General features: G+C 73.2%; 24 protein-coding genes. 11 read left to right on the top strand and 13 right to left on the bottom strand.

Annotated elements, in window-relative coordinates; all coding sequences use genetic code 11:
* The first annotated feature begins 49 nt into the window (after nucleotides 1–49).
* Nucleotides 50–700, top strand: coding sequence for a YceI family protein (locus BJ961_RS17000; RefSeq protein ID WP_271413681.1), 651 nt, complete (start codon nucleotides 50–52; stop codon nucleotides 698–700).
* A gap of 14 nt (nucleotides 701–714) precedes the next feature.
* On the opposite strand, the gene BJ961_RS16995 is transcribed toward BJ961_RS17000, so the two are convergent.
* From BJ961_RS16995 to BJ961_RS16980, 4 genes are read right to left on the bottom strand one after another with little or no spacing between them, the layout of a single operon-like run.
* A complete protein-coding gene (locus BJ961_RS16995) occupies nucleotides 715–1,623 on the bottom strand; it encodes a class I SAM-dependent methyltransferase (protein ID WP_271413680.1) in 909 nt (302 codons plus the stop codon).
* A 34-nt stretch (nucleotides 1,624–1,657) separates the two neighbouring features.
* On the bottom strand, nucleotides 1,658–2,764 hold the full coding sequence (locus BJ961_RS16990) for an alcohol dehydrogenase catalytic domain-containing protein (protein ID WP_271413679.1): 1,107 nt from the start codon (nucleotides 2,762–2,764) through the stop codon (nucleotides 1,658–1,660).
* Nucleotide 2,765: 1 nt separating this feature from the next.
* The gene (locus BJ961_RS16985) at nucleotides 2,766–4,145 is read right to left on the bottom strand and encodes an aldehyde dehydrogenase family protein (RefSeq protein WP_408648680.1); all 1,380 of its coding nucleotides are present in this window, start codon (nucleotides 4,143–4,145) and stop codon (nucleotides 2,766–2,768) included.
* Nucleotides 4,146–4,177: 32 nt separating this feature from the next.
* On the bottom strand, nucleotides 4,178–4,930 hold the full coding sequence (locus BJ961_RS16980) for a (5-formylfuran-3-yl)methyl phosphate synthase (protein ID WP_271413677.1): 753 nt from the start codon (nucleotides 4,928–4,930) through the stop codon (nucleotides 4,178–4,180).
* A 226-nt stretch (nucleotides 4,931–5,156) separates the two neighbouring features.
* Between BJ961_RS16980 and BJ961_RS16975 the strand changes: the two genes are divergently transcribed.
* Nucleotides 5,157–5,591 (top strand): VOC family protein, encoded by a 435-nt coding sequence (locus tag BJ961_RS16975; RefSeq protein WP_271413676.1) that lies wholly within the window; start codon nucleotides 5,157–5,159, stop codon nucleotides 5,589–5,591.
* Nucleotides 5,592–5,607: 16 nt separating this feature from the next.
* Here BJ961_RS16975 and BJ961_RS16970 read toward each other — a convergent pair whose 3' ends face one another.
* Both BJ961_RS16970 and BJ961_RS16965 read right to left on the bottom strand, forming a co-directional pair.
* Nucleotides 5,608–6,117, bottom strand: a complete 510-nt coding sequence (locus tag BJ961_RS16970; protein ID WP_271413675.1) for a 2'-5' RNA ligase family protein — start codon at nucleotides 6,115–6,117, stop codon at nucleotides 5,608–5,610.
* Between the two features lie 44 nt (nucleotides 6,118–6,161).
* Nucleotides 6,162–6,986 carry an SAM-dependent methyltransferase gene (locus BJ961_RS16965; RefSeq protein WP_271413674.1) on the bottom strand — a complete coding sequence of 275 codons (825 nt, stop codon included), beginning with the start codon at nucleotides 6,984–6,986 and terminating at the stop codon, nucleotides 6,162–6,164.
* 160 nt (nucleotides 6,987–7,146) lie between these two features.
* On the opposite strand from BJ961_RS16965, the gene BJ961_RS16960 reads away from it, so the two are divergent.
* From BJ961_RS16960 to BJ961_RS16945, 4 genes are all read left to right on the top strand, one after another.
* Nucleotides 7,147–7,860, top strand: a complete 714-nt coding sequence (locus tag BJ961_RS16960; protein ID WP_271413673.1) for a HEAT repeat domain-containing protein — start codon at nucleotides 7,147–7,149, stop codon at nucleotides 7,858–7,860.
* A 3-nt stretch (nucleotides 7,861–7,863) separates the two neighbouring features.
* Complete coding sequence (locus BJ961_RS16955) at nucleotides 7,864–8,868, top strand: MerR family transcriptional regulator (protein ID WP_271413672.1); 1,005 nt, start codon at nucleotides 7,864–7,866, stop codon at nucleotides 8,866–8,868.
* 79 nt (nucleotides 8,869–8,947) lie between these two features.
* Nucleotides 8,948–9,706, top strand: coding sequence for a class I SAM-dependent DNA methyltransferase (locus BJ961_RS16950; RefSeq protein WP_271413671.1), 759 nt, complete (start codon nucleotides 8,948–8,950; stop codon nucleotides 9,704–9,706).
* Between the two features lie 30 nt (nucleotides 9,707–9,736).
* The gene (locus BJ961_RS16945) at nucleotides 9,737–10,366 is read left to right on the top strand and encodes an HAD family hydrolase (protein WP_271413670.1); all 630 of its coding nucleotides are present in this window, start codon (nucleotides 9,737–9,739) and stop codon (nucleotides 10,364–10,366) included.
* 44 nt (nucleotides 10,367–10,410) lie between these two features.
* Here BJ961_RS16945 and BJ961_RS16940 read toward each other — a convergent pair whose 3' ends face one another.
* Nucleotides 10,411–11,076 (bottom strand): YoaK family protein, encoded by a 666-nt coding sequence (locus BJ961_RS16940; protein WP_271413669.1) that lies wholly within the window; start codon nucleotides 11,074–11,076, stop codon nucleotides 10,411–10,413.
* 75 nt (nucleotides 11,077–11,151) lie between these two features.
* Nucleotides 11,152–12,237, bottom strand: a complete 1,086-nt coding sequence (locus BJ961_RS16935) for an NAD(+)/NADH kinase (RefSeq protein ID WP_271413668.1) — start codon at nucleotides 12,235–12,237, stop codon at nucleotides 11,152–11,154.
* A 155-nt stretch (nucleotides 12,238–12,392) separates the two neighbouring features.
* On the opposite strand from BJ961_RS16935, the gene BJ961_RS16930 reads away from it, so the two are divergent.
* The gene (locus tag BJ961_RS16930) at nucleotides 12,393–12,632 is read left to right on the top strand and encodes a hypothetical protein (RefSeq protein WP_189743006.1); all 240 of its coding nucleotides are present in this window, start codon (nucleotides 12,393–12,395) and stop codon (nucleotides 12,630–12,632) included.
* Nucleotides 12,632–13,015 (top strand): toxin Doc, encoded by a 384-nt coding sequence (locus tag BJ961_RS16925; protein WP_271413667.1) that lies wholly within the window; start codon nucleotides 12,632–12,634, stop codon nucleotides 13,013–13,015. Before BJ961_RS16930 ends, BJ961_RS16925 begins: the two co-directional genes overlap by 1 nt.
* A 13-nt stretch (nucleotides 13,016–13,028) precedes the next feature.
* Here BJ961_RS16925 and BJ961_RS16920 read toward each other — a convergent pair whose 3' ends face one another.
* Entirely contained in the window at nucleotides 13,029–13,631 is a 603-nt protein-coding gene (locus tag BJ961_RS16920; RefSeq protein WP_271413666.1) for a GPP34 family phosphoprotein, read from the bottom strand.
* 55 nt (nucleotides 13,632–13,686) lie between these two features.
* Nucleotides 13,687–14,610 carry an RNA polymerase sigma factor SigJ gene (sigJ, locus tag BJ961_RS16915; RefSeq protein WP_271413665.1) on the bottom strand — a complete coding sequence of 308 codons (924 nt, stop codon included), beginning with the start codon at nucleotides 14,608–14,610 and terminating at the stop codon, nucleotides 13,687–13,689.
* 102 nt (nucleotides 14,611–14,712) lie between these two features.
* On the opposite strand from sigJ, the gene BJ961_RS16910 reads away from it, so the two are divergent.
* Nucleotides 14,713–15,075: a hypothetical protein gene (locus BJ961_RS16910; RefSeq protein ID WP_271413664.1), complete on the top strand. Its 363-nt coding sequence runs from the start codon at nucleotides 14,713–14,715 to the stop codon at nucleotides 15,073–15,075.
* A gap of 25 nt (nucleotides 15,076–15,100) precedes the next feature.
* Here the strand turns inward: BJ961_RS16910 and BJ961_RS16905 are convergent, their stop codons facing one another.
* A complete protein-coding gene (locus BJ961_RS16905) occupies nucleotides 15,101–15,712 on the bottom strand; it encodes a DUF998 domain-containing protein (RefSeq protein WP_271413663.1) in 612 nt (203 codons plus the stop codon).
* An 81-nt stretch (nucleotides 15,713–15,793) separates the two neighbouring features.
* On the bottom strand, nucleotides 15,794–16,540 hold the full coding sequence (locus BJ961_RS16900) for a DUF1838 family protein (RefSeq protein ID WP_271413662.1): 747 nt from the start codon (nucleotides 16,538–16,540) through the stop codon (nucleotides 15,794–15,796).
* 169 nt (nucleotides 16,541–16,709) lie between these two features.
* Here BJ961_RS16900 and BJ961_RS16895 point away from each other — a divergent pair, with 169 nt between their 5' ends.
* Both BJ961_RS16895 and BJ961_RS16890 read left to right on the top strand, forming a co-directional pair.
* Nucleotides 16,710–17,582 carry a GNAT family N-acetyltransferase gene (locus tag BJ961_RS16895; RefSeq protein WP_271413661.1) on the top strand — a complete coding sequence of 291 codons (873 nt, stop codon included), beginning with the start codon at nucleotides 16,710–16,712 and terminating at the stop codon, nucleotides 17,580–17,582.
* 88 nt (nucleotides 17,583–17,670) lie between these two features.
* Nucleotides 17,671–18,660 carry an NAD(P)-dependent alcohol dehydrogenase gene (locus BJ961_RS16890; protein ID WP_271413660.1) on the top strand — a complete coding sequence of 330 codons (990 nt, stop codon included), beginning with the start codon at nucleotides 17,671–17,673 and terminating at the stop codon, nucleotides 18,658–18,660.
* A gap of 27 nt (nucleotides 18,661–18,687) precedes the next feature.
* Here BJ961_RS16890 and BJ961_RS16885 read toward each other — a convergent pair whose 3' ends face one another.
* The gene (locus tag BJ961_RS16885; protein WP_271413659.1) at nucleotides 18,688–19,707 is read right to left on the bottom strand and encodes a homoserine dehydrogenase; all 1,020 of its coding nucleotides are present in this window, start codon (nucleotides 19,705–19,707) and stop codon (nucleotides 18,688–18,690) included.
* Between the last annotated feature and the right edge of the window lie 24 nt (nucleotides 19,708–19,731).

Below are 19,731 nucleotides of genomic sequence, written 5' to 3'. Positions count from 1 at the left end.
CAACTCCGTGATAACACGAAGTGATCCATCTCGAAAGGGCCTACGACTCATGGGTATCTTCAACCGTCGCCAGACCGCCACCGCGGAGCCGACGCCGCCTGCCGGACCCGGCCGGTCCACCGCCTCGGCCACGACGTCGACGGCCACGCTCGACCCGGCGCTGCGCGCGCTGACCGGGCGGTGGACCATCGACCGCCCCCACAGCCGGATCGGGTTCTCCGTACGGCACGCCATGGTCACCACCGTCCGGGGGGCCTTCACCGAGTACGACAGCATGCTCCACTTCGACGGCGCCCGCCCCACCGAGTCCCACGCCGAGATCGTCATCCGCGTCGCCAGTGTCGACACCGGGGTGGAACAACGGGACGCGCACCTCGTGGGCCGGGACTTCTTCGACGTGCGCCGCTACCCGGACATGACCTTCCGCAGCACCTCCACCCTGCAGGAGAACGCGGAGAGCTTCCGCATGACGGGAGACCTCACGATCCGTGACACGACCCGGCCCGTCGAACTGCAACTGGACTACCTCGGCTCGGTCATGGATCCGTTCGGCTTCGAACGGGCCGGGTTCGACGGCACCACCACCATCGACCGCAGGGACTGGGGCCTGGTCTACAACCAGCGGCTCGACGCGGGAGGCAGCATGGTGAGCGAGAAGGTCCGCCTGCAGTTCGACATCTCCGCGATCCGAGCCTCCTGAGCGACTCGGTTCACTCACGACCCCGCCCTGCCCGCGAACACCCACCGATTGCCGGCCAGCGCGTCGTTCGGTTCCGGCAGCGGGCCCCGTCCGTGCCGGCGGGTGAAGTCGAAGGGTGTGTGCACCGTCGTGGTCCAGCCGTTGGCCTCCAGACCGGCCGCGGAGTCGGGCCGGGGTTCCAGACTGAACAGGCTGAGCAGGTCGATGCCGATCTGTCGGCGCGTCGCGGTGTAGAGCGGGCTGTCGCGGTAGGCCAGCAGGTCCTTCTCCAGCTTCACCTCGTACGCCAGCGCGCTCCCCCGTGCGCTCAGCCGGTCCACCGTGTTCACGAGGTAGGTCTCGGCCGCGCCCGGCAGGTAGAACAGCAGGCCCTCGACCAGCCAGGCCGTGGGCGCCGCCGGGTCGAAGCCGGCGTCTGTCAGCGCGCCGGCCCAGTCGGCGCGCAGATCGGTGGCGACCGGTACACGTGTGGTCCGCGGTATGGCCGACAGTCCGTCGAGCACCTTGTGCTTGAACGCCAGTACGCCTTCCCTGTCGATCTCGAAGACCACGCACCCGGAGGGCCATGCGAGCCGGAACGCGCGCGTGTCCAGTCCGGCTCCCAGCAGCACCACCTGCCGGACGCCGTCCGCGTGCACCGCGCGGAGGAGGAAGTCGTCGAGAACCCGGGTCCGCAGTCCGAAGTAGCGCGCGAACCGGCCCCACAGCGGGTTCGCGTCGCCGTCCGGAACCTGCCACATGCGGACCGGCCAGCCCGCGGACGCCGGTGCGGCGAGGACGAAGTGTTCCGCGTGGACGTCCTGGGCCAGGCTGTCGGGGCGGTAGGTCTCGATCGCCCGGGCCGCCGCGACCAGGAGGGCGGTCCGGCCGACGCCGCCGTCCACACCTTCCACACCGGAGTCTCGACGTGCGGTGTCGGCCATGTGTTCTCCCTCGGGGTGAGTGGCGCCGTCGTCGTCATGCGGGTGGGGGCCGGTCCGGGATCAGTACGGGTTTGACGACGCGGCCCGCGTCGCAGTCCTGTTCGGCCTCGTTGATGTCGGCGAGCGGATACGTACGGATCAGTTGGTCGAAGGGGAACAGCTCGGCCCGCCACAGCTCGGTCAGCCGCGGGATCAGCAGTCCGGGGACCGCGTCGCCCTCGCAGATGTGGGAGACGCTGCGGCCCCGGTCCAGTGTTCCGGGTTCGAGCGGCAGCGTGGCGCCGAGCCGTGCCACCAGGCCGAGGCGACCGGTCGGGCGCAGGGACCGGAGCGCGTCGTTGATCAGCTCGGCGTCGCCCGTGGTGTCCAGGGCGTACCGCGCGCCGCCGCCGGTCAGCCGCCGGACACGGGCGGGCAGGTCGGCCGACGCGGCGTGCACGGGGACCGCGTGGAAGCGCTCGGCGAGGGCCAGCCGCCCGACGTGCCGGTCGACGGCCACGGTCACCGCCCCGGCCGCGGCGGCCGCCATCACCGCGGCCAGGCCCACCGCTCCCGCGCCGAACACCGCGAGGGTGTCGCCGGGGCCGGCGCGGAAGGAGTTGAGGACCGCCCCGGCTCCGGTGAGGAAGCCGCAGCCGAGCGGGCCCAGAAGTTCCAGGGGCAGCGCGGGGTCGACGCGCACGGCGTTGCGGGCGGGGACCATCGCGTACTCGGCGAACGAGGACTGGCCGAACCAACGGGGGGCCAGTGCGCCTCCGGTCGCGTCGGTGAACCGCGCGGCGTTCTCCGCGCGCCCGCCGAAGAGGTTCAGCGCGGCGAAGGAGTCGCAGTAGGCGGGGGCCGCGCCCAGGCAGGCGTGGCAGTGTCCGCAGGAGTCGAAGCTCAGCACGACATGGTCTCCGACGGTCAGGCCGGTCCCCGCGCCGCCCGTCCGCACCACGACTCCGGCGCCCTCGTGACCGAGTACGGCCGGCAGCGGGGAGCGGCCCGCCGAACGCCGGACCGCGAGATCGGTCCGGCACATTCCGCAGCCCGCGATCCGGACCAGGACCTCCCCCTCGGCGGGCCCCGTGTTCAAAAGGACGTCCTCGACGGCGAACCGGTCCTCGTACGAGCGCAGTACCGCCGCACGGAACCTCATGTCAGTCCCCCTCCCGACGGTGCACGACGAAGGGTCTGAGGTTTCCGTACAGGCCCCACGGGCCGCCCGCGACGCCGACACCGCTCTCCTTGGCGCCCGCGAAGGGCTGGGCGAGGGAGAGTTCGGCGTGGTGGTTGACCCATGCCGTCCCGCACTCCAGGCGGTCGGCCACGGCCTCGGCCCGCTCCGGGTCGGTGCCCCACACCGAGCCGCCCAGGCCGAATCCCGTGTCGTTGGCCGCCTCCACGGCGTCGTCGAGGTCGTCGTACGGCAGGACGGGCAGGACCGGGCCGAACTGCTCCTCCCGCACGACGGGGCTGTCGGGCGGCACGTTGGTCAGAATGGTCGGGGCGAAGAAGTAGCCCGGCAGGTCCAGGCGGTGTCCGCCGGCCGCGGCCAGGGCGCCGTCCGCGAGGGCCCCGGCCGCGAGGTGCTCGGTCCGGGCCAGTTGGGCCGCGTTGTTGAGCGGCCCGAGTCGGGAGTCGGGGTCGAGCCCGGGACCGACCACGGTCGTCTTGGCGCGGTGGGCGAGGGCCTCGACCACGTGGGCGTGGAGTCGGGCCGGGGCGTAGACGCGCTTGACCGCCATGCACACCTGCCCGCAGTTGCGGAACGCCGCCCAGAAGAGCCGGTCGGCGATCCGGTCCACCTGGACGTCGTCCAGCAGGACGGCGGCGTCGTTGCCGCCCATCTCGAGGGTGACCCGGGCGAGCGAGGCCGCCGCGCCCGACGCGACGGCCCGTCCGGTGGGCACCGACCCGGTGAAGGTCACGTGGCGGATCCCGGGGTGGGCCGCGAGCCCGGCGCCGAGGGGTTCTCGGCCGGTGACGACCGTCAGTACGTCCTCGGGCAGGGCGTCGGCGACGACGGACGCCAGGAGCCGCGTGGCGAGGGGTGTGTACGGGGACGGCTTGAGGACCACCGTGTTGCCCGCGGCGAGCGCCGGGGCGAACTTCGCCGACGCCAGTTGGAGGGGGAAGTTCCAGGGCACGATCGCGGCGACGGGTCCGAGCGATCGCCAGCGGACCTCGCTGCGTACCGGCCGGCCGTCCGTGATCGGCTGTACGCCCGGGTCTAGTTGGGCGAAGTAGCGCATCCGCGCCGCCGTACGGGCGACCTCCGCGTACGACTCGGCCAGGGGCTTGCCCTGTTCGCGGGTGAGCAGCGCGGCGAGTTCCGCTTCGGCCGCCTCCACGGCGTCGGCGGCGGTCAGGAGCGCGGCGGTTCGGGCGGCGGGGTCGGCTCGCCAGCCGCGCCAGGCGGCGTGGGCCCGCTCGACGACGGCGTCGAGTTCGTGGGGCTGTTGGTCCGGGGCCTCGTCGAAGGCCTCGCCCGTCGCCGGATCGACGACGGCGAAGTGTCCCTCGTGGCTTCCGGGCACGCCGCAGGAGCGCTTCTCCGGCATGGTGGCGGTCAGTTCGCGGGGGCGGGAGTCGCGTGTTCCCGGACGTGCCGGTCCATCTCCGCCCGGAAGGCGGCCACCAGGTGCGGTTGGATGCGGCCGGAGTCGCGGTCGCCTCCCTCGCACACCGCGCCGCGCACGCCGACGATGTCCGTGCCGATGCGCGCCAGCTCGGCGAGGTCGCCCGCCTTGACGCTGCCCGCCAGGGCGGCGAGGAGTCCGGCCGCGTGCGCGCGTCGTACGAACTCCGCGCAGACGTCGGCCGGCAGGTGGTCGAACAGGCGCGTTCCGTCCTTCACCGCGGTGTCGAGCATGGCGGCGTCGGAGCCGGAGCGGCGGGCGATGTCGGGCAGTGCGAGCGGGTTGACGCAGCCGATCCGGTGGGCGTCGGCGTAGCCGGAGGCGACGACGAACGCGTCCGGCCGGTGGTCCTTCACTGCCCGGACGACCCCCCGCATGACGTCGACGGCCTGCTCGGGCGTCGTGCACCCGTAGAGGCCGACCTTGATGTAGGTGGCTCCGGAGACGGCCGCGCCGAGCGCCGCCTGGGCCACCGTACCGGGCTTGTACGGTACGTCTCCCACCGTGGCGGACACCGGCTTGTCCGCCGGGACCGCCGCGCGGATCTCTCTGATGACCCAGGGGTAGTTGGCGCCGAGCGAGCCCTCGTCGGGCTTCTTGACGTCGACGATGTCGAGGTACTGGGCCGCCTTCGCGCACTCGAGGGCTTCCTCGACACTGTCCGGAGATATGAGAAGCAACAAGGTGGGATCCTTCCCCTGCCTCTGTCCACCTGCCCCGTGGCAGGTGCGCGGATTCGCCTGTCTCACGGGCGGTCCCGCACATCATTTCCGGGGCCGTCGGGCCCCGGCAGGGCGCGCGGAGTGACGAAAGGGTCACTGCCACGCTCTGCCCGCGCCCCGCTCAACGCGCCGTCTGCGCCGAGCACACCGGGAGTGGGGCGGGCGGCTCCCCTGCTAGGGTGCGCGGATGTCGACGATCAGGCACTTCCAGGTCACCTTCGACTGCGCGGAGCCCGAGAGGGTCGCTCGCTTCTGGTGCGAGGTGCTGGGGTACACCGTCCCGTCGCCGCCGGAGGGCTTCGCCACGTGGGACGACTTCGACCGCTCCCGGGCTCCCGAGGAGCAGGGGGCGCGGTTCGCGTGCGGTGATCCCTCGGGGGTGGGACCGCGGCTGTTCTTCCAGCGCGTTCCCGAGGGCAAGGTCGTCAAGAACCGGGTGCATCTCGACGTGCGGGTCGGCACCGGACTCGTGGGGGACGAACGCCTGGCCACGCTCGAGGCCGAACGCACACGGCTGGTCGCGCTCGGCGCGGTGCACGTGCGCACCCTGTACGCCGACGAGGACAACGAGTCGTGCATCGTGATGCAGGACGTCGAGGGCAACGAGTTCTGCCTCGACTGAGGTTCTCCCGGAACTCCTAGCCGTCCAACGGCAGTTCGGCGAGACTCCGCCAGCCCTCGGGGGTGAGGGCCACCACGTGCAGGGTGCTGATCGCGGCCGTGATCGGCAGCGCGGCGGCGGCCCGGTCGGCGATGTCGGCGGCGGCCGCCGGATCCGCGTCCAGGGCCACGGTGACGTGCACCGGCGGGTTCGGGCCGAACCGGCCCCCGTAGGGGACCCGCGCCGGGAAGGCGGAACGAACGGCCGCCGCCACGCCGTTCAGTCCGGGCACCGGGACTCCGACGAAGCCGCCGGATCGTTCGACGGTGGACAGGCGTACGGAGAGCGGTCCGGTCGGCAGCACGGCCCGGAGCCGGTGCAGTTCCGGGGCACCGACCTCGTCGGCGGCCAACCACGGGTAGAGCAGCGCGGCGTGCGCGGGCACGCCCGGTCGTACCGCGTGCGCGTCCACCCCGGCGGCCAGTTCCAGCAGCGGTGCGGCGTCGGGCAGCACCGCCAGCACCGCGGTCGTCCCCGTCCGTGCCAAGGTCTTCCTCTCTCCGTCTCCCGGTGCCGCCGGATGCGGGGGACTCACGGCTTGCGGGCCAGTCCGGCGGCGATGAGCCGCTCCCAGACGGTCAGTTCCCGCTCGTCGTCGCCGTCCCAGGGGCCGTCGGCGGCGGTGGACGCGGGCCGCCACAGGGACGCCGGCACTATTCCCGGCTCGAGGATCTCCAGCCCGTCGAGCAGGGTCTCGATCTCCCGGTCGGTCCGCCACCGGCCGCGGCCGAACGTCGCCTGGAGGACCTTCTCGGCCTCCGCCGTCTCGGGGTTGTTCCCGCAGCGGAAGTGGCTGACGAAGAAGTAGCTGCCGGACGGCACGTGTTCGCGCCAGTAGCGGACGATCCCGGCGGGGTCCTCCTCGTCGTTGACGTGGTGGAGGATGGCGCTGAACATGACGGCGACGGGGCGGTCGAAGTCGATCAGCTCAAGGGTGTCCGGGTGACCGCGCACCCCTGCGGGGTCGCGTACGTCGACGGGTACCACCCGCGTCCGGTCGTTCTCCTCCAGCAGCGCCCGGCCGTGGACCAGCACCTGGGGGTCGGTGTCGACGTACACGACCCGGGTGTCCGGCGCCCGGCGTTGCGCGACCTGGTGCACGTTGTCGGCCGTGGGGAGACCGCTGCCGAGGTCTATGAACTGCCGCACCCCGGTCGTCGTCACGATCTGCTCCACCGCCCGGGTCAACGCCGCGCGGTTGGCGAAGGCGATCGCCACCGAACCGGGAAGGTCGCGTTTGAAGACGTCACCGATCTCCCGGTCCACCGCGTAGTTGTCCTTGCCTCCGAGCAGGTAGTCGTAGACGCGGGCGATGCTGGGCCTGGTGCAGTCGATGGAGGAACTCTGTCCCGTCATGGCAGCCATCCTCTCCCGCGACGTGCCGTTCGGGCCACGGCTTCGGGAAGGATCACCACCGGCACCCCGGTGTTCGACGTGCCGCGCCTCGTCGCAGCGGTCACGGCTTGACCTTGACACGGTGACAGGGCCTTCACTGTGGGCCGAGGAGGTGGTCTCCATGACCACGGCGAGGCAGAACGCCAACACGGACACGGACACGAACATGAGCACGGGCGCTGACGGTGACGCGGCAGGTGTGCTCCGGGGCCTGGCGGACGACCGTTCGTCCGTGCGGCTGCGAGCGGCGCTGGCGGCCGGCACGTCGCCCAACCCGCGTTTCGTCGACGCGCTCGTCGAGCGATGCGCGAGCGAACCGGAGTTCTTCGTCCGCGAGATGCTGACCTGGGCGCTCACGCGTCACCCACCGGCCATGACGCTCCCCCCTCTGATGCGCGAGGTCCGCTCGAAACGCCCGCAGGCACGGAGCCAGGCGCTGCACACACTGTCCAAGGCCGGGGACGGGCAGGCGTGGCCGGCGATCACCCGCGCCGTCCTGTCCGACACCGACGACGAGGTGGCCCGCAGCGCCTGGCGGGCCGCGGTCGTGCTCGTGCCGGAAGGCGGGGAGTCCGCCCTGGCCGAGGTACTGGCGACACAACTCGGGCGCGGCGACCGGGAGACGCAGCTGAGTCTCAGCCGGGCGCTGGTCGCGCTGGGCGAGTCGGCCCAGGCGGTCCTCCTGACCGCGACGACCGCCCCCGACCCGGTCGTGCGCACGCACGCCCTGGCCACTCGGCGGTTGCTGCGCGAACCCGACACCGGATTCGAGTTCGCCGTCGAGGAGGCGAAGCGTGGCGTGGCCCTCGGCGGACCGGGCCAGGAGGGACGATAGGACGTGTTGATCGGTGAGGTGGCTCGACGGTCCGGGGTCAGTGCCCGCATGCTCAGGCACTACGAGTCACTGGGCCTGGTGCGGCCCTCCGGCCGTACGGGCTCCGGTTACCGGGAGTACTCCCAGGGCGACATCCGGCGGATCTTCCACATCGAGAGTCTGCGGTCGCTCGGGCTGTCGCTGCGTGAGATCGGTCGCGCCCTCGACGAACCGGGCTTCACCCCCTCGGCTCTCGTCGACGACCTCGTCCGCCAGACCCGTGAACGCATCGCGGCGGAGCAGGAGTTGCTGACACGGCTGCGGCGGATCGACGCCGCGGACCCCGCCGACTGGGAGGACGTCCTCCAGGTCGTCGCGCTCCTTAAGGGTTTGGGCTCGAAGAGCGCCGACGCCCGCCAGCGCGCGGCCCTCTCCTCGGTCCACGAGGTCGCGGTGCCGGTGGAAGCCCTGGTCGAGGCGGCCCTGAGCGAGACGGAACCGAACGTCGCCGGAGCCCTTCGATGGGCGCTGGCCCGGTCGGACGACGCCGGTACGGCACTGCTGGCCGAGGGCCTCGGCTCACCGGTGGCCGCGGTCCGGGAACGCGCGGTGCAGGCACTCGCCGAGCTGCCCGGCGAGGAGGCCACCGCGCACCTGCGGCAGGCCCTCGCGCACTCCGACGCCGTGGTCCGCGGCTACGCGGCACTGGCGCTCGGGGCGCAGGGCGTGGCCGACGCGGTTCCCACGCTCGTCGGCATGATCGTGGCGGGCAGGAACGACACCGACGCGGCCGACGCGCTGAGCGTGCTGGCGACCGACACCGCGATGGCGGACCGGATCGCGAGCAGGCTCCTGGGCCGGCTGTCCGACCACGCGACCGGGGCACCCGCACGCGGACGGCTGACCCAGGCGCTGGCCGGCGTCCCGGGGGCGAGGGCGTCCCGTGCCCTTCTGGAGCTGTCCCGGGACGAGGACCGTGCCGTCGCGGTGACGGCGACGTACCTGCTGCGGCTGCGCGAGGGACGGTGACGCCCGCCTCCGAGCCGGTGGGGGCGCCGGCGGGTAAATGCGTCGACAGCGCCCTTCCGCACCCGGCAGAGTGACGCCCGTGACGAGCAGCGAGCTGTGGACCCGTGCGACCGCCGACCGCTACGACGCCGAGGAGACGGAGATGTCCTCTGCCGCCGTGCTCGGACCGACTCTTGCCTTCCTCACCGAACTCGCCGCGGGCGGACGAGCCCTGGAGTTCGCCGTCGGGACCGGACGCGTGGGCGTGCCTCTCCGGGAGAGCGGTGTGCCGGTGGCCGGAATCGAGCTGTCCGAGCACATGGCGGCGGTCCTGCGGCGCAAGATCGGCGAGGACCGGCTGCCGGTGGCCATCGGCGACATGGCCACGACCGTCGTCCCCGGCGAGTTCACCCTGGTCTACCTCGTCTACAACACGATCTCGAACCTGCTCACCCAGGACGAGCAGGTGGAGTGCTTCCGCAACGCGGCCCGCCATCTGACGCCGGGTGGCCGGTTCGTCGTCGAACTGGGCGTGCCGCCGCTGCGGTTCCTGCCGCCCGGGCAGGTGGCGGTGCCGTTCGACGTCTCCGGGCACCATCTCGGTTTCGACACCTTCGACCTGGTCGAGCAGGTCCTCGTCTCGCACCACTTCACCCGGGACGGTGACGCCGGCGGCTACCGCCGCGACAACTCCCGGCACCGTTACGCTTGGCCGGCGGAGCTGGACCTGATGGCACGGATCGCCGGGCTCGAACGGGAACGCCGCGTCGGGGACTGGGACGGATCACCGTTCACCGAGGACTCGGCGAAGCACATCTCCGTCTGGCGCAAGCCGGAGGCCGCTGCCGGACGCGCGTGACGGAGCAAGGATCGAAGAGGGGGAGTTCGCGTGACGACGTCCTGCGTCATTCTCGACATCGGCGGGGTACTGGAGATCACGCCGGCGACGGGGTGGGTGCCACGCTGGGAGGAGCGGTTGGAGCTGCCGCCCGGCACGGTGAACGAGCGGATGGGCGACGTGTGGCTTGCCGCGAGGATCGGCCGCGTCAGCGAGCGTGAGCTGCGGGAGCAGGTGGCGGTCCGTCTGGGGCTCGACGCGTCACAGGTCGAGGCCTTCATGGCGGACCTCTGGACGGAGTACCTGGGGACGGCGAACGAGGAACTCATCGCCCATGTCCGTGGGCTTCGTGGGCAGTGCCGGCTGGGCATCCTGAGCAACAGCATCGTGGGCGCGCGGGAGCGGGAGACGGAGCTCTACCGTTTCGACGAACTGGTCGAGCGGATCGTCTACTCGCACGAGATCGGCGTCCAGAAGCCGGACGCCCGTGCGTTCGACGCCGTGTGCGCGAGCCTGGAGGTGCGGCCGGAGAGCTGCCTGTTCGTCGACGACCTCGCGGTCAACGTCGAGGCAGCCCGGGCGGCGGGCATGCAGGCGCACCTGTTCGAGGACAACGCCCGCACGATCGCCCGCATCGCGGCCCACCTCGATCCGAGCCCCCGTCCGGCCCCGCTCGCGTAGGAAACGACGCCGCACCGACGGCCAGCCGTTCGCGGAGAAGGTCGTCACGGGCGTCGCGCCGGGGCCGTCGGACGCCCGGGGCGACGGCTTCGCTCGTACCGGCTCCCCAGCCATGCCGCCGTCACCGCGAGGGCGGGGAACACGGCTGCGACCGCGTGCAGCCACCGCTCCACCAGGGTGAACGCGACGGCGCCCAGCACCAGCAGTCCCATCGTGACCAGGACCTGCCGCTGGGGACGCCGCTCGGTCACCGCCTCGACGACGGCCCGGGTCAGCAGGCCGGTCAGGTACGCGGTCGTCACCCGGCCGCCCATGGCGACGCGTACGCCGGCGTTCTGGCACCCCATCGCCGCCGCCACCGTGCCCAGCATCACCGTGCGTGCCCAGCCGCTGGGGTGACCGCCCGTCCCGAGCCACCACGCGGCGACGACCCACAGGAGTACGAGTTCGAGGAACAGGAAGTCGGTCGTGAGGGCCCGCGCGCCCCGCTCGGCGCGGACGGCCGACCAGCCGCCGCCGGCCGCGCCCAGCACATAGCAGAGCACCGCGAGTCCGGCCAGTCCTCCGAGTACCGGATCGACACTCCCCAACCCGATCCCGAACATGGCCGAGTTGGCGGTCACCACGCTGGTGAACACGCCGCCGAGGGAGAGGAAGCCCCACGCGTTGACCGCGCCCGCGGAGAACGTCAGCAGCCGCGCGGCCCGCACGTCAGACCGCTGTGGTGAACGCACCGTCGCGTCCCGACCCCCGCCGTGGTGAGCGCTGTCCGCACCGACCCGCCCTCACCGCGCCCGCCCCCGTTCGCGGGTCCCCTCGGCGACCGGTACCGGCATCGCCAGGTGGGCGAGGTCTCCCGGCGGGGGCGTACTGACCGGCCACAGGGGGGCGGGCGTGCCGTCGGCGACCGCGGCGGGGGCGTCGGTCAGCCGCATGCGCTCCCGCAACCGTCCGTAGAAGTCCATGGGGCCCAGCCGCACCGCGCGCAGTCGGCGGGGAGCGGCGTACACGCCGAGCCAGTCGCCCGGATCGAGTACGCCCCGCACCTGCCCGTCGAGGCTCACGGCGGCCCGGCCGGACCGTTCGAGGATCCGCAGTCCGACGGGCTCGTCGGGCGCGGTGACCACCGAGCGGTCGAACGTCATGTGCGGGGCCACCGCGGTGAAGACGAGTGCTTCCGCCCGGGGAGAGACGACCGGGCCGCCCGCGGCGAAGCTGTAGGCGGTGGAGCCCGTCGGGGTGGCCACCAGCAGTGCGTCGGCGGAGTACGAGGCCAGCAGCCGGCCGGAGACGTAGACGCCGACGGAGATCTGCCGGTCCCTCGACAGTTTCTCGAGGACCACGTCGTTGAGGGCCGTGACGTTCAGGGCGATGCCCCACTCGTCGCCGCTCTCGCAGTCGGTGCGCACCCGAGGTGGCGGCAGCAGCGGGCCCCGCCCGTAGCGCAGGAGCACTTCCATCTCCGGCGGGACCTCCAACGGGCGGGAGGCACGCATGGTGAGCAGCATGCGGCTCTCGGGTTCCAGCCGGTCGTCCCGGACGGCGTCGAGGGCGGAGCGCACCGCCGGCGCGGGAACCTCGGTCAGGAAGCCGACGCGCCCCAGGTCCACGCCCAGGATCAGAGCGTCGTTCTCCGCCGCCAGCCGGGCGCCGCGCAGGAAGGTGCCGTCACCGCCCAGGGTGACGACGAGGTCCGGATCGCCCGCCGCGTCCACCTCCTCGCGGGCGCTGCGCCGGCCCGGACCGCTCCACACGTCGATGTCCGTGCACACGACGGCGTTCGCGGCGCACCACTGCCGGACTTCCCGTGCGGCTTCCGCGGCGCCTTCGCGGCCACCGTGGACCACGAGTCCGACCCGCTCGATCGTCACCACTGCCTCCCCGCCGCTCGGGCCCGGGCGTCCTCGGAACCGCGGACGACGAAATCCTCGCCGACGGTCCCGGCGAGGCGGGCCGCGACATGCCGGGGCGGACGTCCCCGCTCCGGTGAGTCGCACATCAGGTACCGGGTAGGTACCATGCCCGTATGCCATCACTCAACGTGACCTTCACCGAGGAAGAAATGGAAGGCGTGCGCGCCGCTGCCGCGGCCGAGGGCAAGAGCCTCAAGCAGTACATGCACGATCTGGGGGTCCGCGAGATGCAGCGCAAGCGGTTCGTCGCCGGCGCCGCCTCGTGGGCGGACAGGCTGCGCGCCGAGTTCGACGAGGCGTTCCCGGACGAGATCCCCCCGTCCCAGCGCGGCGAGGGGGCCACCGCCGCCTGATGAGCGATCCCCTGTACATCGACGTCCCCTGGCTGCTGGACGTCCAGGACGCCGCCCTCGACAACGAGGACGTGTCGGTCACGGACTACTCGGCCCTGGTCGCGGCCGTGGCACGCCACAGGACCCGCATGCCGACCCTGGCCGCGTCCAACCCGGACAACGCGTGGCGCGCGGCGGCCCTCCTGCACACCATCGTGCGTCTGGAACCGCTCCCCCACCGCAACAGCCTCTTCGCCGCCTTCGTCACCGGTCAGTACATGGACCAGTCCGGGGAGGGGATCGACCCGCCCTACGGTGCCCTGTCGGATCTGATCAGGAAGGTCCGCGACACCCGGCTCAGCATCTACGACATCGCCGGCACCCTGCGTTCCTGGCGCATCTGACGCGGCCGGGCCGTCACATTCCGCGCCAGATGTTGTCGAACGCCGCTTCCTCGATGCTGCGGCGCTGCCTGATGGCGGCCAGCTCGACCACGGCGTCGTGCACGGCGGCGAGCACGACCGCGGTCTCGTCGTCCTCGGGATCCCCCACCTGCTCGGCTGCCTCGTGCCGGATTCCCACGGCTGCCGCGAGGCCCACCAGCACCGGATCGCCCAAGGCCCAGCGGCCGGTGGCCCGCTCGCGGGCCGAGGGGTCGACCGTGGGCTGCCGGTCGGCGGTACGCCGCAGCGTCCACCGCGGACGCCCGCGACCGCCGTCCTCGGCCCCCGCGGCGGCGAGGTACTCCGCCGCCAGGCCCTCTCCCCGGCGCCAGAGCCAGTCCTCCACGGACTCGGCGGGCTCCTTGCCGACGAGGGACGCCGCCGCGTCGAGGAGCCGGTCGCCGGACCGCTCCGCCGGCTCCGGACGCAGGAGGGCTCCGTCCAGCGCCACCGCCCCCGCTTCCAGCAGGTCGACGAGTTCGGCCCCGGCCAGGGCCAGCGAGAGGTCGCCGCGCTCGACGGGGTAGTCGGAGGGCACCTCGAGCGAGACGATCGTCAGGTCGTGCGCTGTGGTCATGGTGAGATCTCCGTATCTGTCAGGTGGGTTGAAGGGACCGCGTCCGTCGAAGGCGTCACCGGGTGCCCGACCCGGTCCACGGCCGCAGCTTCTCCGGGTTGCGGACCACCCAGATGCGGCTGACACGGCCTTCGGCGACATCGAACGCGGCCACGGTCATGACGGCACCGCCCTGGCGGGCGACGAGGCCGGGGGCGCCGTTGACCGACCTCTCCAGGAGTTCGAGCCCCGGCGCCCGGTCGGCGACGGCGAGCATGTACTGGGCGATGCGGGCCCCGCCTTCGACCGGGCGCGGGACGGTACTGGCCCTGCCGCCGCCGTCGGCGGTCATCACGGCGGCCGGGTCGAGGAGATCGACGAGGGCCGCGATGTCCTTGGTCTCCCACGCCTGTTTGACCTGCCGCACCACGTCGGCCCGCGCGGCCGCCGTCACGGGGGCCGGCGCGAGGGGGACCCGCCGCCGGGCCGAGGCCGCGAGCTGCTTGCAGGCCGCGGGGGTTTTGCGCAGGACGCGGGCGATGTCGGCGAAGGGGTAGCGGAAGACGTCGTGGAGCACGAAGGCCACCCGTTCGGCGGGGGTCATCGACTCCAGGACGACGAGGAAGGCCATGGTCACCGACTCGTCCAGGACCAGTTGCTCGGCGGGGTCGGCGGGACGGGCGGGGTCGGTGCCGCGGCCGTGGCCCCATTCGGCGCGGTCGGGCAGCGGGTCGGGCAGCCAGGCGCCGACGTAGCGTTCACGCCGGGCCCGCGCGGAACCGAGTACGTCCAGGCAGATGCGGCCGGTCACCGTGGTCAGCCAGGCGCCCGGGGACAGGACCTGCTCCTGCCGGCTCCGCGGCAGCGCGTACCAGCGGGCGTAGGCCTCCTGCACGGCGTCCTCGGACTCGGCCAGTGATCCGAGCAACCGGTAGGCGACATTGATGAGTTGGCGTCGCTCGCCCGCCGCTTCGTCGATGCCCGTCGCTGCCGTCCCCATGCCCCGACCGCCCCCCTCGCCTTACCTTTCGCCGGCCCGCGTCGTCGGGCTGGTGAGACCTTACCGATCCACTGCCCCCGGGGGCGGAAATGGGGACCACGCATGGCAACCCAGGCGACGGCGCAGCACCGATTCTCCTTCCTGCGGATCGCGATCGCCCTGCAGACCCTGACCATCTTCCTCCAGGCGGTCTCAGCCGGACTGCTGCTGACCTCGTCGTACGGGGAGACACTGCACAGTGCCGGAGCCCGCGTGATGTACGGGGCGTCGATGCTGTACGTGCTGGCGGCGGTGCTGGCGTGGAAGCCGGGCGGCGGCTCGCCCCGGCCTATCCGGCACGCCTGCGGGTTCCTCGTCCTCGCCTCGGCCCAGGTCGTGCTCGGCATCGCACACGTGCCGTCGGTCCATCTCCCCCTGGGTGTCCTGATGTTCGGGCTGAGCCTGCTGGCGCTGGCGCGGCGCTGAACGCCGCCGTCCCGGGCGCGTCGTCCTACCGGGCGGTGGCCGTCCGCCCGGCCCGCTGCCGGGAGTGGTGGAGACAGGAGGCGGCCACCACGAAGGGCCACACCGACTGCAGGGCGGTCACGACGCGTTCCGCGACGCCGGCGTCGCCGTGCCGTCGCAACTCGATCAGGAACCACACCCCGCCCGCGGCCATCGCGGCCGTCACCATGAGCGAGGGAGCGAGGCGCAGCGCCCAGGGAACTGCCGGACCGCCCTTGACTGCCAGCACCGGCCACACCGCCAGGAGCGTGAACCCGACGACCACCACCGCGCCGTGGTGCAGGGAACCCCCGCTGCTCGGCGCGGGAAGCGCCACGACGAGGAGCGCGGCGAGTCCGCCGCCGGCCAGCGCCACGCGGCCGGCGGTCGCGGCCGGCCGCAGCCCCCAGGCGGTCAGCAGGTGGCAGACGCCAAGGGCGAGGAACGCCGTCGTCATCACCCAGAATCCGGCCGCACCGTAGGACCCCAGCACGCTGATCGTCTGGGTGACGGGGTTGTAGGACGCCCCTTCGCACAGCGCGGCGCCGGTCCAGCCTGCGATGAGCACGACGGGGGCACACCCTGAGGAGAGCAGGACCCAACCGGGAACAAATCGCATCAGGCAACCATAAAGCGTACGGCCGCGTATGGCCGTGAAGGTCTTCCCGGTCGCCTCCGCCCGGGGTTCGGGAGGCCGCGCTCACTCCGGCGGGTTGAGCTTCCGGAAGTACGTCCAGCTCGTCTCGTTCGGCTCGCTCCACTTCTCCGGGGCCCGGGCGAACTCCGGGTGGTGGTCGGCGATGTGGCCGCGGGTGCGCTCGGGCACCTCGGTGTACGAGCCGAGCTTGCGGCCCCGACAGTGGTAGGTGAGGCCGCCGGGCCGTTGGCCGCGGGCCATCCACGGGGCCCAGGGGGACATCCGCGTCCAGGACATGGTCGCCGGGACGCTGGGGGCGGCGCCGGCCAGGTCCGCGCGGCGGGCGAAGAACTGGAAGAGCTCCAGGGCCCTGTACGTGTCGCCCGCCGAGTGGAGCGGGTACTGCGCCACCGGCAGCGGCGACGGGTAGGCGAGCGGGATCTCCAGGCTGAAGCAGACCTGTCCGCCGAGATCGGTCGTCGGGATCGGGAAGGGACGCCACTTCTGGTTGGCGGGGTCGTTCCAGATGTGCACCACCGGCAGGCCCCGCCAGGTCTCCAGGATCTCGCCGGTGACGGGGTCGAGGTAGAAGGCGGCCTCGCGGGTGAGCAGCCGGTAGGAGTCCGGGCCGTCCCCGGCGTCCTGGACCAGGCGGGCGACGTTGACGCCTTCGAAGCCGAAGGCGCGCTCGTAGGGCTCGTCGGGGGACCAGGTGTACACGCTTCCGGACCACCAGTACGTGACCTCCTCGCCGTCGAGGGAGGCACGGGTGCGGGCGAGGGAGCGGAGCAGCTCCGCGGGTGTCGTCATGGGACGTACTCTGCGCGGCCGGCGCCGCGACGGGTGGCGAACACCCGGGACGGGGCCGGAAATCGGCCGGAAGCGGCGGTGGGGCACGCGCCGGAGGCGGCGGTCCTCACCGCGGGTGACGACGACACCCGCCCCTGGCGCGGGCCGGGCGCCCCGGAAATCATGAGGCATGCGATCGGACGCGTGGCACCTCACCGAAGACCTCGACGACTTCCTCGCCCGGGCATGGGACTTCCTGCGCTCGCGCCCCGCCCTGCACACCACGCCGCTGACGGCGGTCGAGAAGCTGCGCACGCGTGGCGCGGACGCGTTCGGTCCGGGAGCCACCGTCTTCGGCCGGCTGGAGTCCGGCGGTGAGGTCCGCGCCGTGTTCCTCCGCCCGCCCACCCGACGGCTGACCCTCACCTTCCTCTCCCCCGAGCAGGCCGACTCCCTCGCCGCCCACCTGGCCGGCCTCGGCCGCGGTCCCTCCGGTGTCCTCGCGGACCAGGACACCGCCACCGCGTTCGCCGAGGCGTGGCGGCGCAGGACCGGCGCCGCGCCGGTGCGCGTCTGGGGAGCCCGCCTCCACCGGCTCGGCACGCTCACCCCGCCCGAGCCCGTCGCGGCGGGCCGGGGCCGGGTCGTCGGCGAGCGGGAGCACGAGCAGCTGATGCGCTGGTGCCGTGAGTTCGCCGCGGACGTCGGCGAGACCGTGACGATCGACGCCGCGTCCTGGGCGAACACGCGCTTCGCCGAGAAGCGCTACACCTTCTGGGAGACCCCGGACGGTACGCCCGTCTCCATGGCGGGGTCGAACCCGCTGGTCGGCGGGCAGGTCCGGATCGACCCCGTCTACACCCCCGCCCGGTCCCGGGGCCACGGCTACGCGGGAGCCGTGACGGCCGAGGTCAGCCGGGCCGCACGGGCCGCGGGCGCGGCGGAGGTGGTGCTGTTCACCGATCCCGCCAACCTCACCAGCAACGCCCTCTACCGGCGCCTCGGTTACCTCCCGCTGGCCGACTTCACCGGTTACCGGTTCACCCGCGAACCCTGCCGTTGACGGGCGGGTGCCGCGCCCCTACGGTGCCCTCACCGCGCGACCCGCGAGCGGCGGTCCCGGGGCGTCCCGAGGGGATGGTGGCAGGGCTGTGAGAGCAGTGGTCCAGGAGCGGTTCGGCCCGCCGGACACCCTGCGGCTGCGGGAGATCGAGCCGCCTCGCGCCGGGGACGGCCAGGTACTGGTGCGCGTGCACGCCGCCGCGGTGAACCCGTACGACTGGCACATGCTGCGGGGCGACCCGTACGCGGCGCGACTGCTGGGCGGCATGGGGCTCACCCGGCCGAGGTGCCGGGTGGCCGGGGTCGACGCGGCCGGGGTGGTCGAGCATGTCGGCGCGGGGGTGCGGGGGCTGCGGCCCGGCGATCCCGTACTGGGCTTCTGTCCGGGGGCCTTCGCCGAGCTCGCGCGGACCACCGAGCACCTGCTCGTGCCCAAGCCCGACGCCCTGACCTTCGAGCAGGCCGCGGCCGTTCCGATGGGCGCCGTGACCGCCCTGCGCGGTATCCGGACCGTGGGCCGGGTCCGGTCCGGGCAGCGGGTGCTGGTCAACGGGGCGGGCGGCGGAGTCGGCGCCTTCGCCGTGCAGATCGCGGCGGTCCTGGGCGCGGAGGTCACCGGAGTGTGCAGCGCCCGCAATGCCGATCTGGTGCGCTCGCTGGGTGCCACTCACGTCGTCGACTACGCCCGCGAGGACTTCACCGACGGACGTGTGCGCTACGACGTCGTCCTGGACAACGTGGGCAACCACCCGCTGGGCCGGCTGCGCCGGGTGCTCACCCCGGCGGGCGTCCTGGTGGCCAACGGCGGGGGCTCGCCCGGCCGGGTGTTCGGGGCGGTCGGCGCGATGCTGAGGCTCGCGGCGGTCGACGCCGTCGTCCGGCACCGGCTGCGTCCGATCCTCCCGGCGACCCCGGACGGGCCGGCCCACGAGGACCTGCTCGCCGTGACCGCGCTCGTCGAGGCCGGGCAGCTCACCCCGGTGGTCGGCCGGACCTACGCGCTGGCCGACGCCGCGGAGGCGCTACGGCACGTCGAGGAGGGCCACGCCCGCGGCAAGACCGTGATCACCCTGCCGTAGGCCGGCGGCGGAGCCGGTCCGCGCCCTTCAGCGAAACCCCGTGCGAGGAGCCGTTGCCTCGATGGTGTCCTTCACGAGGGCGAGGGCCGCTCCCAGCGGGCTCGACCGTCCGCCGCTGACGGTCACGTCGCCCGCGTCGGGGCAGCCGAAGACCACGGCCTTCTCGGGACCGGCCAGGGCGTGGAGCGGGTCGCCGGGTTCGGTCTCCTCCAGTCGTACGCGTACGAGGAGGGGTTCGTCCGCCGACGCGACGGCGACCGCGCGCAGGCGCCGGGAGCGCGAGCGGGCGTCCACCGCCCGGCCGGCGGTGCCCGCGTCGACCGGCTCGGCCCGCACGCGCACCGTCGCCGGGTCCCAGCCCCAGGTCAGCGCGGCCAGCAGCCGTACCTTGGTGGCGGCGTCCTCGCCCGACAGGTCCGCCGAGGGATCCGCCTCCGCGATCCCCCGGAGCCTCGCGGCCCGGATCGCGTCGTCCAGCGAGTCGCCCCGGGCGAGACGGTCCAGCACGAAGGTGACGGTGCCGTTGGGGCACGCCCGGATCGTGCGGCAGTCCAGCCCGCGCAGCGCCGTGCGCGACAGGTCGCCCGCGGGCAGCGCCGCTCCGGTCGCACCGGAGATCCTGATCATGGCACCGCCGGACCGGGCGGCCGCGTCGAGTTCCCGCCAGTGCGTGAGCAGGTGGCTCTTCGTGGCGGTCACCACGTGGATTCCCCTGCGCAGCGCGGTCACGGCCTCCAGCGCTGCGTACCGCCGCAGTTCGGGCGAGGACGGGACGGCCTGCACGAAGACGCGCGCGCCGGTTTCCTCGAACGTCTCGTCCAGGGGCTGCCGTGGACCCCAGCACGGGCGCGGCGGCAGCGATCCGTCGCTCTCTGGCCGGCACTCGGCCGAGCTCGCGCGCACGGCGGCCACGCGCGGCCGTACGCCGTAGCGGTGTGCGAGTGCGTCCCCGTGCCGGGCGAGCCGGTCGACGAACGCCTGCCCGACCGGTCCGTACCCGGAGAGGACCACGTCGGCCCCGGTCTCTTCATCCGTCGCTTCGCCCATGGGCCTGGGATCCTCTCACATGTC

The sequence above is a fragment of the Streptomyces lienomycini genome (assembly GCF_027947595.1).
Classification (GTDB): Bacteria; Actinomycetota; Actinomycetes; order Streptomycetales; family Streptomycetaceae; genus Streptomyces; species Streptomyces lienomycini.
Note: the sequence above shows the minus strand (reverse complement) of the source record. Positions and strands in the feature narration are given on the sequence as shown.

What these genes read in the sequence shown, in the direction of transcription:
- BJ961_RS17000 (WP_271413681.1), top strand. Translation starts at nt 50, where the DNA reads ATGGGTATCTTCAACCGTCGCCAGACCGCCACCGCGGAGCCGACGCCG.
- BJ961_RS16995 (WP_271413680.1), bottom strand. Translation starts at nt 1,623, where the DNA reads ATGGCCGACACCGCACGTCGAGACTCCGGTGTGGAAGGTGTGGACGGC.
- BJ961_RS16990 (WP_271413679.1), bottom strand. Translation starts at nt 2,764, where the DNA reads ATGAGGTTCCGTGCGGCGGTACTGCGCTCGTACGAGGACCGGTTCGCC.
- BJ961_RS16975 (WP_271413676.1), top strand. Translation starts at nt 5,157, where the DNA reads ATGTCGACGATCAGGCACTTCCAGGTCACCTTCGACTGCGCGGAGCCC.
- BJ961_RS16965 (WP_271413674.1), bottom strand. Translation starts at nt 6,986, where the DNA reads ATGACGGGACAGAGTTCCTCCATCGACTGCACCAGGCCCAGCATCGCC.
- BJ961_RS16960 (WP_271413673.1), top strand. Translation starts at nt 7,147, where the DNA reads ATGACCACGGCGAGGCAGAACGCCAACACGGACACGGACACGAACATG.
- BJ961_RS16930 (WP_189743006.1), top strand. Translation starts at nt 12,393, where the DNA reads ATGCCATCACTCAACGTGACCTTCACCGAGGAAGAAATGGAAGGCGTG.
- BJ961_RS16925 (WP_271413667.1), top strand. Translation starts at nt 12,632, where the DNA reads ATGAGCGATCCCCTGTACATCGACGTCCCCTGGCTGCTGGACGTCCAG.
- BJ961_RS16920 (WP_271413666.1), bottom strand. Translation starts at nt 13,631, where the DNA reads ATGACCACAGCGCACGACCTGACGATCGTCTCGCTCGAGGTGCCCTCC.
- sigJ (WP_271413665.1), bottom strand. Translation starts at nt 14,610, where the DNA reads ATGGGGACGGCAGCGACGGGCATCGACGAAGCGGCGGGCGAGCGACGC.
- BJ961_RS16910 (WP_271413664.1), top strand. Translation starts at nt 14,713, where the DNA reads ATGGCAACCCAGGCGACGGCGCAGCACCGATTCTCCTTCCTGCGGATC.
- BJ961_RS16905 (WP_271413663.1), bottom strand. Translation starts at nt 15,712, where the DNA reads ATGCGATTTGTTCCCGGTTGGGTCCTGCTCTCCTCAGGGTGTGCCCCC.
- BJ961_RS16900 (WP_271413662.1), bottom strand. Translation starts at nt 16,540, where the DNA reads ATGACGACACCCGCGGAGCTGCTCCGCTCCCTCGCCCGCACCCGTGCC.
- BJ961_RS16895 (WP_271413661.1), top strand. Translation starts at nt 16,710, where the DNA reads ATGCGATCGGACGCGTGGCACCTCACCGAAGACCTCGACGACTTCCTC.
- BJ961_RS16885 (WP_271413659.1), bottom strand. Translation starts at nt 19,707, where the DNA reads ATGGGCGAAGCGACGGATGAAGAGACCGGGGCCGACGTGGTCCTCTCC.